This is a genomic window from Bacillus sp. JJ1764 (assembly GCF_036962145.1).
Lineage (GTDB): Bacteria > Bacillota > Bacilli > Bacillales > Cytobacillaceae > Neobacillus.
Genome location: NZ_JBALNY010000155.1, coordinates 1 through 13390, shown reverse-complemented (window position 1 = coordinate 13390; position 13390 = coordinate 1). Strand labels below are relative to the sequence as shown.

Sequence of the window (13390 nt, the reverse complement as noted above, 5' to 3'; positions counted from 1 at the left end):
ACGTAAATATTACCTTCATCGTCGGCAGTAATACCGTTAGGAGCATTGAACTCACCTTCTTTTGTGCCAGGCTTCCCTACTTCTAGAAGCAGTTTCCCATTCATATCGAAAACATAGGCTTTATTTGTTTTAATATCAGTAATGTACACTTTTTTATCAATAATTCTTAACGCTGCCGGTGATGAAATTTGCTTATCGGTCATTGTTTTTTGAGCAAAGTAATCAATGAATTTCCCTTTTTCATTGAAAATTGAAATCTTTCCATTATATAAGTCGGCTACGTATACCTTTCCTTGGTCATCAGTTGAAATTCCATAAGGGAATTCAAATTGTCCCTTACCGGTTCCTGCCTCACCAAAAGCGTATAGTAAGTTGCCACCGACATCAAAGGCAAGTACTCGTTTATTATTCGTATCCGATACATACGTAAACGAACTATTGGCGGTGACATCCATCGGTTTAGCCATTGGTTTATCAAAATCCCCGGTAAGTTGCTGGCTGTATTTAGGCGCTCCCTTTGGATTCAGGGCATCGATTAATCCCGTATCAATGGCTTTTGTTTGATTCATAAATAAAAAGGTGAAAACTGCTGCCGTGGTAATAGCAATAAGGGCCATTCCTATATATACATTACGTCTTTTCATTGTTATTCACCCTTAGCCTTTGTGTCTTTATCTTTTAATCTATCAAGCCCATCAAGGGCATCCTTATATAACGGATCATATTGAAGGGCATCCTTATAGATTGCAATTGCATCTTTATATTTCCCTTGTGCTTCAGCGACCATGCCGATTTGATAAATAATATCAGAATTCGTTGGAGCCAGCTTATTCGCCTCTTCAAGGGACTTTGTAGCCTTGTCGTACTCTTTTAATCCTCGATAGGCGATCCCCATTTGCACATAACCCTTATAGTCCTTAGGAGCAATTTTCACAGCCTTCTCAGATTCAATTAGTGCTTCATTGTAGCTTTCTTCCTTAATATAAACCAACGCTAAATTGTAATGGGCATCATAATAATTTTTATCTTTATCCAATACATATTCGAACTGTTTGATTGCTTCGTCATTTTCATCTTTTAAGTAATAGGTGTACCCTAACACAATTCGGTCTTCTAGATTAGTAGGATCTTTCCTGACAGCTTCTTTATAGTAATCTAGTTGTTCATTCACTCGCTTCATATCAATGTCATTCCAAAAATAAAAGTGACCGAGAGCATAACCAGTACCTACTGAAATACCTAATGTAAGTAATAACAGAAGGAATGCTGTTCTCTTCTTAAACGTTTTTGGCTGCTTTTTAGTTTTTTTCTCTGCTGTTTTATTTTCCATTTCCTGAGGTACTTTCTCTGCTTCCATACTTAATTCCCCTCTCGGAATCTTTTCTCTTAACTAATTATTTTTGTGACACTTTGTGCACGTTTTTTCTACATGGCACCTTAAACATGTTTTATTAAATTTCTGATTTTGCGGCACTTCAATTGGATGTCTTTTCCGCCAAGTATCCTTGTGTGAACTCGGATGACAGGAAGCGCATTGTACTTTTGTGACCGGCGATTCACTTGTAATCCGATTATCGTGGCAAGTGAAACACTTTTGTGTATCCTTTGATAAGGTTCCATGTCTTGTCATAAACGATGAAATTCTATGACTTTCAGGTTTTTTTCCATGGCAATCTTTACAGAAGGTGTTGGTCTTCGCATATTGAGTAACCGTTAAACCATTGGAAGATCCACTTGTATCTGTACTTCCTTTTTCTAAAAATTGAGAGTAAACAGGTTCTTCTTTAAATAAGTCATAACTTTCTTTGGACATATAAGAATGGCACTGTTCGCATTTTTTCAAATCTGAAGGTTGAATTTTCCCATGACCTCCAGATTTAAATTCTTCTGTTTTATGGTTTTTCGGAACCATGGTTGTTTCGTGACAAGTTTTACATTCAACGGATACTTTCCTAGCCTTGTGGCATTCCATGCAAGTATCCATATCCGGGCTTGTATACTTTTTATCACTCATGAAAGCAACGCCCAGTTTTTCGTCCCATTTGCCATAATCGCTCTTGTAGGTAACTTTTCGATCCGATATTTTTCCATGAGCTACTCCACTATGGCACTCCGTACATTTAATTCCTTCTTTCTTATGTTTCATGTGAGGAATGATGATATCACCAGAAGCAGTGACATCACGGGTTGCTAAATTGTGACACTTTTCACAAGCTGAATCCGGAATGAGTTTTGGCATTTTAATTGGAGCCAAATAATTGTCGGTTTGATTTTTGTATAATTCTAAGATACCTTCTCCTTTTGCTTTAGCGTAATTCTCTACTCCTGGTTGAATATGACAGCTATCGCATTCAACCTCGCTGTGAGATGAAGCCTTCCACGTATAATATTGCGGCTTCATCTCGTGGCAGGAGGAGCAAAACTCTGATGTTGATGTTGCCTCCAGTCCGAAGTATCCAAGACCAAAGAAAACAGCTAGAAACAACACCACCATGGTTGCATATTTAAATAATTTATAGCGAGATTTGGGAGGGGCCGGCAGCTCGTTACGCTCCTCTTCCATAATGAGTCCCCCCTGTTACGATGGTTTAATTCTTCACATCCGTCTTGAAGCCGGTTCTATGACAGTATTGGCAATATACATCGGTTGGTGCTTTGACCTCTGTTGAACCTTCTTTCGGTTTTTCGCGATCGTGGCAGACGTAGCATTCGGCCTTTTGCTCTGGTGTTTGGGCTTTGACTGCGTGAGCGGTTAACCATTGATCACTTTGAACGTGTCCTGGAGGACGATTACCGTGACAAGCACTACAGAATTTGTTCACACGTGATTGCTCTTTAACCACTGTAAGGTTTGGTGTATATTTGGATGTTTCCGTTTCCTGCTGCTTCATTTTCAATAGAGAGATGATGTCTTCTTTTGGAATTTCTCTGATCCATTTTGAGTCTTGGTGGCAGTTGACGCATTTGTTGAGTTCTTGAATGGCGGTGCCGCCGTGTGCTTGGCTCCAGTCAGCTACTTTGTGGTTGGCTGGGACTTTTATTTTCTTATGGCAGGTTTCGCATACCATTGAGAGTTTGACATCTTTTTGTTGTTTACCGATGGCTTGCAAAATGATATCTTGTGTTTTTTGATCATGCTCGGCTACCGTTGCCTCTGTACCTTCGCCCGCTGTTGTTGTTTCAGTTGTAGTGCTTTCTGTGGATGTCTTCTTATTTTCTTCTAATTTTTTATCGACTTCTTCAGGATTTGGCGGAACGCTGTAGGAAAGTTCCTTCCATGGTTTTTCTCCGTTGTTGACTTTGTCGTGACAGTCAATACAGGTTCCCATATTTGGAGCCAGATATTTTTTCTCCATTAACTTTTCTGCGGTTTCTTTGGTGTATTCACCGCGTACTTCTTCAACGTTAATGCCACGGCTGGCAATTTTCGCATGCACTACACCTTGGTGGCAGGTAATACAAGGGATATCTTGTTCAATATGTCCTTTGTGGTTCACTTTTAAGTCACCGGATGCAGTGACAAGGCGGTTTTTGGAGTGGCATTGTAAACAGTTTTGATTAGAAATCGCTTCTTCTTCTGTTTGGACAATTTGTTCAGGAACACCGGTTACATGGTAATAAACTTCTTTCATAGATTTCATTTTGTGGGTTACCATGTTGATAAATCCCGGTTTAATGTGGCACTGTACGCAGGAGATTTGGTTATGCGCACTGGCTGTATAGGTAGTATATTCGGGTGCCATTTCGTGACAGCTGGAGCAGAATGTTGGCGAGTTTGTAAAGGTTATGACTCCATAACCTCCGCCTCCCACTACAATTAAAGCTATTAGCGAAACAAACATCGCTTTCCAACGTGTGACGGGATCCTTCCAATCTATGTTTTTGATTTTTTGCCAAAGTCTGCGGAATAGGCCCTTTTTTTTCTCTTCTCTAGTTTCGGGATCGGTCTCTTTCTTTCTCTTCTTCCCCCATATGGCCACTTTCCTCACCCTTCCCATATTTTATTGATTCTCTATCTATTTTCCATTTTTACCTCTCTAACAGTAGTATCCGACTTCAATAGGTATATTCCAATGTACAAATTGTGAATATTTACTCATTCACAGAATTGTTACATTTTACCTATAAAAAGCCACATAAACCTTGATATACATAGTTTTTATTAATAATATTAAAATAGTGTTTATGTGTATGCATTAGAATTTTTATACACACTAAAACGCTTACATACAAAAACTAATTCTATTATAATTCGTTTTGGATTATTCTGGTTAAGACTACCTAGAACTTCCATATTATTGTCATATTTGACAAAGTTCCGAACAAGGTTGTATGACCTCTATTGTTGTCACTCCATACTGGAAATGGTAAGATGATTATGGAAATGACTATTTATTTTTAAAAAGATGTTTGGCGAAATGATTTCTTGAGTCTCGATAAAAAGGAGCGTTCATTACTTAATGGGGATCTTAGATAAAGTATTTGACTTAAATAAGCGTGAGCTAAAGCGATTGGATAAGCTTGCCGTAAAAATTGATGCGCTTGCGTCAGAAACAGAAAGATTATCAGATGAGCAGCTTCGTGAAAAAACGGCTGAATTCAAGGCCCGCTATCAACAGGGTGAGACACTCGATGACCTCCTTGTTGAAGCCTTTGCGGTTGTGCGCGAGGGCGCTCGCCGTGTGCTTGGCCTTTACCCATACCATGTACAATTAATGGGAGGTATTTCCCTTCATGAAGGGAATATTTCTGAAATGAAGACCGGTGAAGGGAAAACCTTGACTGCGACCATGCCGGTTTACCTCAATGCCCTGTCTGGCAAAGGCGTTCATGTTGTAACTGTCAACGAATACCTAGCTAGCCGTGACGCCACTGAAATGGGTCAGCTATATGAATTTTTGGGACTAACAGTAGGCTTGAACTTGAACAGCATGGATAAGGATGAAAAGCAGGTTGCTTATGCTGCTGATATTACCTATGGTACGAACAACGAATTTGGCTTCGACTATCTGCGCGATAACATGGTGCTTTATAAGGAACAAAAGGTTCAGCGACCGCTCTTTTATGCGGTTATTGACGAGGTTGACTCCATTCTAATTGATGAAGCCCGGACACCATTGATTATTTCCGGTTCAGCACAAAAGTCGACGGTTCTTTATATCCAAGCAAACGCGTTTGTTCGTACGCTCACGAAGGATATCGATTATACGTACGATGAAAAAACCAAAGCCGTTATGCTGACCGAAGAAGGAATCAGCAAGTCAGAAAAGGCTTTCGGTATTGAAAACCTGTTCGATTATTCGCATGTTACCTTAAACCACCATATTAATCAGGCATTAAAAGCAATTGTGACCATGCATTTAGACGTTGATTATGTGGTCCAAGATGGTGAAATTGTCATCGTTGACCAATTTACCGGTCGTTTGATGAAGGGCCGCCGCTACAGTGAAGGGTTGCACCAGGCGATTGAAGCCAAAGAAGGTGTGGAAATTCAGAACGAAAGCCAGACGATGGCGACGATTACCTTCCAAAACTACTTCCGTATGTATGAAAAACTGGCCGGGATGACCGGTACTGCTAAAACGGAAGAAGAGGAATTCCGTAACATTTATAATATGAATGTTATCGTCATACCGACAAATAGACCAATAGTCCGTGACGACCGTGCTGATTTAATTTACGCCTCCATGGAAGGCAAGTTCAATGCCGTTGTGGAAGATATTGCAGAGCGTCATAAAAACGGACAGCCGATCCTTGTCGGTACGGTAGCGATTGAAACCTCTGAATTGATTTCTCGGATGCTGATTAAAAGAGGCATTCGCCATAACGTCTTGAATGCGAAAAACCATGCCCGTGAGGCTGAAATTATTGCCGAAGCTGGACAAACTGGTTCTGTTACGATTGCGACCAACATGGCCGGTCGTGGTACGGACATTAAGCTCGGCGAAGGTGTCAAAGAAGTCGGTGGACTTGCTGTCATTGGTACCGAGCGCCACGAGAGCCGCCGGATTGATAACCAGCTCCGCGGACGTTCCGGACGTCAAGGGGACCCTGGTATAACCCAGTTCTATCTATCGATGGAAGACGAATTAATGCGCCGATTCGGTTCTGATAATATGAAAACTATGATGGAGCGCCTTGGAATGGATGATACTCAGCCAATTCAGAGCAAAATGGTGTCACGTGCTGTTGAATCCGCGCAAAAACGCGTGGAGGGCAACAACTTTGATGCCCGTAAACAATTGCTGCAGTATGACGATGTTCTTCGCCAGCAGCGCGAGATCATTTATAAGCAACGTGATGAAGTAATGGAATCTGAAAACCTTCGTGAAATTGTTCAAAGTATGATTTTACGATCCATTGAGCGCAATGTGGCAGCACACGCTTCTCGTCATGAGGATGAGGAAGAATGGAACCTTCAAGGGGTTGTGGACTATTGCAATGCCAACTTGCTTCATGAAGGGGACATCACCTTAGACGATTTAAAAGGAAAAGATCCGGATGACATCGTGGAAACCATCTATGCGAAGGTGAGAGAACGCTACGAGGAAAAAGAACAGCTACTCTATCCAGAGCAAATGCGCGAATTTGAAAAGGTCGTTACGCTGCGTGCAGTTGACTCACATTGGATTGACCATATCGACGCAATGGACCAGCTGCGCCAAGGCATTCACCTTCGTGCTTACGGTCAGACCGACCCGCTTCGCGAATACCAGCATGAAGGCTTCGCAATGTTTGAGGCGATGATTCAGTCGATTGAAGAAGAAACAGCCCTTTATATTATGAAAGCGGAAATCCGCAATAACTTGGAACGCCAGGAAGTGGCTAAGGGCCAAGCCGTGAATCCAAAAGAAGACGGCGAAAATGTGAAAAAGAAACCAAAAGTAAACAAAGAAAACATTGGCCGCAATGACCCATGCCCTTGCGGAAGCGGCAAGAAATATAAGAACTGTCATGGGGCAATAAGTTAAGCATTATAAGAAAGAGCTGGTACGAATGTGTGCCAGCTCTTTTTATTACTAAATACCTTAAATTGTAAAAGGATAATACTTTTTTCTTCATTTTTTTGGTCATTCCCCCTTAATTGGAATGGCATTATTTCACTAAAAAATAACGGACATATTGTATGCCTGTATAAAAAAAGAAGGCGCACCTATTACTAGCGCCCCCTCATTTGTACACTACTTAATGATTTCCCTTTTTTCCTTCTTCGTGCTTTTCAGCCTTTTGTGGGGCTTTTTCAGCAGCCTTTTGCTGATTTTCTTGAGTTTTATTTGCAGCTTGTTGTTGCTTCACTTGTACCTTTTGAGCAACTTCTTGCTTTTTCTGTTGACCTTTATTAATTACTGGCTTTCCTTTCACTTCAGTCTTACTCACATCAACCTGTTGATTTTCATCTGAATCAGTAATGGCTTGTCCTTGAGTTTGGCTGGCTGGCTCTTCCACTGCCTCAGTAGTATTCTTGGTTTCGTCTGTAGCATCACTCTTTACTTCGGTTTCGTCTGTAGCCTCTTCAGTCTTACCTTCTGTATCATCGGATACCTGTTCTTTTACTTTGCTCATTTTTTCAGCCAATTTAGTATCTTTTTCTTCAAGTTTTGCAAGTTTCTTATCTAGTTTAGCAAATGACTTTTGAATATTTTTCATAATCGCCTTTTGAGCGGTTGGGTTCTTTACATGAGTCAATGCGGCAGATAAGGCATCAATGTTATGAGCTAAACTCGCTTTAATTTCTGATGTTTCAGTTTTCGTCTCATCTGATTCCTCTTTTGTTGCCCCTTGATCAGTTGTTAGTTTATCAGCAGCTTGCTCTTGAGTAGAGATTGCTTCTTTTAGCACGTCCTCGGCGTCATCTGATTTTCCATCAGCAATTAAAGCGTTTGCCTCGGCAATTCGCTCACCAGCAAATTGTGATAATAGCTGTGCTTCTTTATGATCATCAAATGTTAAAGCAAGGCGGATCTTTTCCGTCATTAATTTTACAAAATAGAAGAAATCGCCTGGAACCAATGATGGTGTCTTTTCATTATCAGTCACTTGCGCTGATTCATCATCCTGTGCTTTCTCGGCTTCATCTGATACATTTTCCGTTTCATCCGCTTTGTTTTCCTCGGTTGCCTCTGTTTCTGTGGCGGTATTATCAGAAGTATCTGCTTCAGTCGTTTCCACTCGTTCAGTTGTACCGTTGTCATCCGCTGTAACAGTCGAATCAGTTGAAGTGCCTTCTGGTTCCGTCGTTGCTGCTTCATCAGTAGTGGCATTCGTGTCCGTGCTAACAGCGGAATCCGTTGTTGTGGCACTAGTCTCCGTTTTTACGGTTGTTTCATCTTCTGCAAACGCAGGACCCACTCCATAAGATAGAATCAAAGTTGATGCTAACACACTGCTGGTTACTAAACTTGCGAGTTTTTTGTTTTTCATGTCGGAATTGTTCCTCCCTTGTTGATGTACTAGATGATACGAAGGAGGATTAGTTTTTTGGGTGGTTTTTATAAACTTTTTTTAATAAAAATATTTCCTTCATAATCGCTGCGTTGTAGATTGGGTTGATTCAAGGGATTTCGCAAGTGGGGAATTCTTCATTTTGCCCATCAAAAAACGCCACCCTAGTTACCCAGAGTGGCGTTAATATTTTATTGAGCTTCAATTAAGCCATAACGTCCGTCTTTACGTTTGTAAACAACGTTGGTACGATTCGTGTCGGAGTTTGTAAATACGTAGAAGCTGTGACCTAGCATGTTCATTTGCAGGATTGCCTCTTCGCTGTCCATTGGCTTTAGGTCAAAGCGCTTAGTACGGACTAATTCAAGATCTTCATCATCATGAACTTCTGTATTATTAATAGTCGTGAATTGGAAAGAGACATCCCCTTTTTCACGGAATTTACGGTTTACTTTTGTTTTATGCTTGCGGATTTGGCGTTCCAGCTTATCAGTAATAAGATCAATAGCAGCATACATATCGCTATTTGTTTCTTCGGCACGTAGAACAAGCTGAGGCAGCGGAATGGTTACCTCTACTTTAGAAGTTTTATCTGCATTGAATTTAAGATTCACATTTACTTTTGCATTAGGTGCTTCGGTAAAATAACGCTCCAATTTAGATATTTTCTTCTCTACATACTCTCTGATTGCTGGAGTTACCTCAATGTTTTCACCACGTACGTTATAGTTCATTTGGACTCCTCCTTTTATTAAGGCTATGTATTAACATTTCTATTTTGCCCTATGATAATCCTGCTAAATCAGCATTAAAATTTTGTCGATTTTTTGACAAAAACATCAGACAAATAGTGACAATGTTTTTAACCTTATTTGACCCCATTTGGTAACTTTTACTAAAATAATTAGTTACTCACCTTTATTGTAATATTAGTTGGAACAAGTTTCCACCAAAAGCCCTTGGGAATATGGTAAATCGATGTAAAATAGAGGAGGAGTCTGAAATGAGCCATGAAGAGAGAAGATTATTAGCCTGGCACGAGACTTTGGAACTACATGAAATGGTTGCTTTCCAATCGACCGGTTTAATGAAATTGAAAATGTCAGTAAATAAAGTGACTGATTCTGAGTTAAAAGAATTATATCTTACATGCATTCATGATCTTGAGTCCAACCTGAGGGAATTACTAAAGTTCTATCCAAACGCCCAAGGATATCAAGCAAGAGATACAGAAGATGTCCGTCAAGATTTAGGATTTTTCGCTGCGGACTTATTAGGCCTTTCCAAAACCTTGGTACGAAATTTAGCAGGAGCGGTCACCGAAACCGCCACACCTTCTTTACGAACAGCCTTCACCAACCAATTAGTTAGTGCCATCCGCGGGCACGAGCGCGTATTCAACTACATGCACAAGCATGGCTACTACCCTGCATATGACCTTGGCCAACTACTGGGCCATGACATCCAAATCGCCCAAAAAGCCCTAAATATGAGGGTACAGTAATACTAGGATCGGCGGCGATGTGGATCGCCGCCTTTTTACCGTGTCTCCATTACAGTTGTCCACCCCATAAGGACAAAATGGCATTTTGTCCACGGGCGGTGCCTGTCACCTTTTTTCACCTTTTTTCACCTTTTTATCGCTATTTATCTTGCTATGGTGACTGATCGAACAGTTTGTGCGCCTGCGCTTTTGAGAAGTTTGGCGGCGTGCCTTAGGGTGGAGCCAGTGGTATAGATGTCGTCGATGAGGATGATGGATTTTCCGTTTAGTTGGGTGTTGGGTTTGAGTTGGAAGACTTGGGGGAGGTGGATTCGTTCGGTCCGTGATTTTTTGGATTGTTTTTCGGTGTGGGTTCTGGTGAGGATCTCAGTTGAGGGAAGTCCGGATTCGTTCAACAGGGCGGCTGCCTGGTTGAAGCCCCGCTCGTACTGTCTTTCTTCGCTTAGAGGAATCGGAACATAAAGATCTCCTTCCATATTTGAAATTTCAACCTTGAGCCATTGGGCAAAAATCTTGGCTATTACATAATCTCCACGATATTTAAATTTCGCAATCACTTCTTTCAAAAAATCATTATAACAAAATAGGGATATGTTTCTTTCCAACAACTCTTTCCAAACGGAATCCTCCTCCCACCGGAAGCAATCATGGCACAAGTCCCCATGCTGAAACTTCTCATCTAGTTGCAAAAATGGCCTACTGCAAATCCGGCACTGCTCCCCAGTTATGTGTTCAAATCTTCCTTCACAACTAGGACAAAGCAAACACTCCTTTTCTCTTGAAAAAAGAGCAATCCAGCCTACTTCCGGTTGTATCCTCTGATTACAAATGATGCATTGATCCTGTCCAAATAAATTCATGATTGATTCTCCTTTCTATCTATAAACTCTATAAGACCTCGTTTCACGCCTTCACGGTTCATGGACATAATCTGTTTCTTGGCCTTTAGCATCTCTGAAGTTTTACCATAATGAAAAAAGGTTACATCACCGTATGGAAAATCTTTGCTCCTTCCTGCTCTTCCGGCAATTTGAACGAGGGCACTTTCTGAAAAAATGGCCTCCTCCGCCCCAACTACTACGACATCAATATTCGGAAACGTTACGCCTCGCTCCAGAATGGTCGTCGTCAACAACAATGGTGTTTGCTTGGCTCTCATCCTTTGAACCTTCTCTTTTCTCTCCGGATCTTCAGCATGGACAGCTTCAATTTTTGGGGAGAATTGCTGCAAAATAGGCAGAGCTTTTTCCATTAACTCAATATGCGGAAAAAATACTAATGCCTGTTTTCCGATTTGGATCCTTTTTTGGAGATAGCGGAGAACATTTGGTGGAAGTTTCCCTTTTTGCAGTTGCTTTTTCCAGTTCCCACACCATTCAAATCTTGGAACTGGAAGTGGATAACGATGAAATCTAGCCGGAATTGTGGTAAAACTTCTCCTTCCATACCGGCATTCTCTTTGCCATTTTTCATTGGGAGTGGCAGTCAAATAAATCATCGCAGAGGTCAGCTTCCGAGCATGAATGGCAGCATATTGCAGTGATTCTTCTACTGTATACGGAAAGGCGTCAACTTCATCTAAAATGATTGCATCAAAAGCATGGTAAAATCGCAATAATTGATGGGTTGTGGCAATGGTTAATGATGCGTACATATGCCGATCCTCGCTTCCCCCGTAGAGGGTCGCGATTGGAATCTCCGGAAAAGCCGATTTCAGGCGTGGCGCAAGTTCCAGAACCACATCTGTTCTTGGTGTGGCAATGCAAATTCTTTTGCCCGTGGCGAGCGATGCTTGTATTCCTTCAAAAAGCACCTCCGTTTTCCCGGCCCCGCAGACGGCCCATATTAACCATTCTTTGTTTTGCTTAATCGCATCAGCCACTCTGTTGGATGCCTCCTGCTGCCCTTCAGAAAGCATTCCTTGCCAAGCCATTATTTTTGTAGGAATAATGGTGTCTGGCACTGGGCCACACCAGCTAATAAGCGGAGTACATTCGCTGATTCTGCCCATCATAATACAGTGGCGGCAATAATAACAGATTTCTCCACATTTTGAGCATGGGAATGTGGAGAATAGTTGTGGATTTTTATTACCGCAACGTTGACAAATGAGCTGCTTCCCTTGAATATCGATGCCTTTTTTGTAAATGAGATAGCCATTTTCGTAATGTGCTTGTATGATTTCGAGTGTAAAGGGGATATCGTCCAGTAGCAGTTGTTTTCCGATGAGGTGCTTTTGTAGGTCCTGATTGAAGGGGAATTGAGCATTAAATTGCGGTTGAGAGATCGTTGGAATCTGGGAAATTTTAAAGGAATCCTCCGCTGAAAAATGAATGGGATTTAAGATTCCGTTTTTCATAGAAAATCGCATTTGTTCATCCTTTCTTGATTCGGGAAATATACACGGTTTTTGGTTGCTCCAGAGGTGGGGAGTTTAAGTGATTGAAGTTTCTTTTGTGAAACATTATTTGATGGAAGGTAGAGAAAATCGCGGCACACAGAATTTGTTATTTCTGGTTTTATTAAATAGAAAAAATCATATATGGCTTCGACATGCGCATCTTTTGATTTGCAACCGCAACTCGGGCAATGCCATATTCCCCCTTTGTAGCAGATTGGAGTATAAGAGCAGGTAGGACACCTGACACCTGTTTGAAGATCATTTACTTGAAGTGAATATTCTTCTAAAATATTATGCTGCTTAGGATTATGGTAGCTAATCACGGCGTTGGCAATTCCCTCAAGTGTTGCCCTATCTACAATTGGTTTATTTAACTGTTTTTCAATATTTATAATCCTGTGAAATATTTCTCTGCCTTTACAGATGTGTCTGAAATCTTCGCGATTGTCCGAATGTGTTTTTAAGATTGATTTTATGCTGCTAAAAAAAATAAGGTATTCGATAGGTAAAAAATTAAGCTGTTTTTCGGCTAGCCAACATCCTAACAAATAATAATGCCACTTTGCTTGAATCCTGGGATCCTCAAAAACGTCTTCTGTTCCATCATCGTTTTTACGGGTTAGTTGATTAAATGTATTATCAAAGGTTAATTTGCCTTGGATATTTTTCACTTCATTCATAAGGATCCATTTTTGTGAGAGGAGAAGATTGTCAATTTGAAAGTGGATTTCTTTGTACTGCAGCTCAAGGTCGTGGATAATAATGTATTGATCGTGCGGATATTGTTTGAGGTAGTTGCTTAAGGTTAGTTCACCACGATACCCAGCGATTCGTCTAGCGAGGTCCCTTTCGATGTCAGCATGTTTGGGATGCCCCGGGATTAATCGCCGCTTTAGTGCTGCTGTTTGAAGAAGTCTTAGTGGGGGATATAGTTCTTTTAATATCAATTTTTTACACTCCTTTTCTTTTTTGAGATATTTCTTCGTATTTAGATAAAATTCCTGCTGATTGTCGAAATATTTTTTTGAGGCGTTAATATTTCC

Annotated in this window: 11 protein-coding genes; 2 read left to right on the top strand and 9 right to left on the bottom strand. The window is 40.9% G+C overall.

All coding sequences use genetic code 11. The annotated features are described in order from the left end of the window. The 4 genes from V7083_RS19470 to V7083_RS19455 form a co-directional block, all read right to left on the bottom strand. Positions 1 to 644: 6-bladed beta-propeller (locus V7083_RS19470; RefSeq protein ID WP_335481034.1), on the bottom strand; the 644-nt coding region annotated here is incomplete at its 3' end. Between the two features lie 2 nt (positions 645 to 646). Next, positions 647 to 1357, bottom strand: a complete 711-nt coding sequence (locus tag V7083_RS19465) for a tetratricopeptide repeat protein (protein ID WP_335481032.1) — start codon at positions 1355 to 1357, stop codon at positions 647 to 649. A 33-nt stretch (positions 1358 to 1390) separates the two neighbouring features. Then, entirely contained in the window at positions 1391 to 2563 is a 1173-nt protein-coding gene (locus tag V7083_RS19460; RefSeq protein ID WP_335481030.1) for a NapC/NirT family cytochrome c, read from the bottom strand. 25 nt (positions 2564 to 2588) lie between these two features. Then, positions 2589 to 3980: a cytochrome c3 family protein gene (locus tag V7083_RS19455; RefSeq protein ID WP_335481028.1), complete on the bottom strand. Its 1392-nt coding sequence runs from the start codon at positions 3978 to 3980 to the stop codon at positions 2589 to 2591. A 480-nt stretch (positions 3981 to 4460) separates the two neighbouring features. On the opposite strand from V7083_RS19455, the gene secA reads away from it, so the two are divergent. Next, on the top strand, positions 4461 to 6971 hold the full coding sequence (secA, locus tag V7083_RS19450; RefSeq protein ID WP_335481026.1) for a preprotein translocase subunit SecA: 2511 nt from the start codon (positions 4461 to 4463) through the stop codon (positions 6969 to 6971). Positions 6972 to 7185: 214 nt separating this feature from the next. Here the strand turns inward: secA and V7083_RS19445 are convergent, their stop codons facing one another. Beyond that, a complete protein-coding gene (locus tag V7083_RS19445) occupies positions 7186 to 8421 on the bottom strand; it encodes a DUF5667 domain-containing protein (RefSeq protein WP_335481024.1) in 1236 nt (411 codons plus the stop codon). Positions 8422 to 8633: 212 nt separating this feature from the next. After that, a complete protein-coding gene (gene hpf, locus V7083_RS19440; RefSeq protein WP_335481022.1) occupies positions 8634 to 9176 on the bottom strand; it encodes a ribosome hibernation-promoting factor, HPF/YfiA family in 543 nt (180 codons plus the stop codon). A 269-nt stretch (positions 9177 to 9445) separates the two neighbouring features. Between hpf and V7083_RS19435 the strand changes: the two genes are divergently transcribed. After that, a complete protein-coding gene (locus V7083_RS19435) occupies positions 9446 to 9946 on the top strand; it encodes a spore coat protein (RefSeq protein WP_335481020.1) in 501 nt (166 codons plus the stop codon). 143 nt (positions 9947 to 10089) lie between these two features. On the opposite strand, the gene V7083_RS19430 is transcribed toward V7083_RS19435, so the two are convergent. The 3 genes from V7083_RS19430 to V7083_RS19420 all read right to left on the bottom strand — a co-directional run. Further along, positions 10090 to 10806, bottom strand: a complete 717-nt coding sequence (locus V7083_RS19430) for a ComF family protein (RefSeq protein ID WP_335481018.1) — start codon at positions 10804 to 10806, stop codon at positions 10090 to 10092. After that, positions 10803 to 12317: a DEAD/DEAH box helicase gene (locus tag V7083_RS19425; RefSeq protein ID WP_335481016.1), complete on the bottom strand. Its 1515-nt coding sequence runs from the start codon at positions 12315 to 12317 to the stop codon at positions 10803 to 10805. Before V7083_RS19425 ends, V7083_RS19430 begins: the two co-directional genes overlap by 4 nt. Then, on the bottom strand, positions 12302 to 13390 hold a 1089-nt coding region (locus V7083_RS19420), incomplete at its 5' end, for a nuclease-related domain-containing protein (protein ID WP_335481015.1). The genes V7083_RS19420 and V7083_RS19425, both read right to left, overlap by 16 nt.

Coding starts and splice junctions, on each gene's coding strand:
- V7083_RS19430 (WP_335481018.1), bottom strand. CDS start 10,806: ATGAATTTATTTGGACAGGATCAATGCATCATTTGTAATCAGAGGATA.
- hpf (WP_335481022.1), bottom strand. CDS start 9,176: ATGAACTATAACGTACGTGGTGAAAACATTGAGGTAACTCCAGCAATC.
- V7083_RS19460 (WP_335481030.1), bottom strand. CDS start 2,563: ATGGAAGAGGAGCGTAACGAGCTGCCGGCCCCTCCCAAATCTCGCTAT.
- V7083_RS19465 (WP_335481032.1), bottom strand. CDS start 1,357: ATGGAAGCAGAGAAAGTACCTCAGGAAATGGAAAATAAAACAGCAGAG.
- V7083_RS19425 (WP_335481016.1), bottom strand. CDS start 12,317: ATGCGATTTTCTATGAAAAACGGAATCTTAAATCCCATTCATTTTTCA.
- V7083_RS19445 (WP_335481024.1), bottom strand. CDS start 8,421: ATGAAAAACAAAAAACTCGCAAGTTTAGTAACCAGCAGTGTGTTAGCA.
- V7083_RS19435 (WP_335481020.1), top strand. CDS start 9,446: ATGAGCCATGAAGAGAGAAGATTATTAGCCTGGCACGAGACTTTGGAA.
- secA (WP_335481026.1), top strand. CDS start 4,461: ATGGGGATCTTAGATAAAGTATTTGACTTAAATAAGCGTGAGCTAAAG.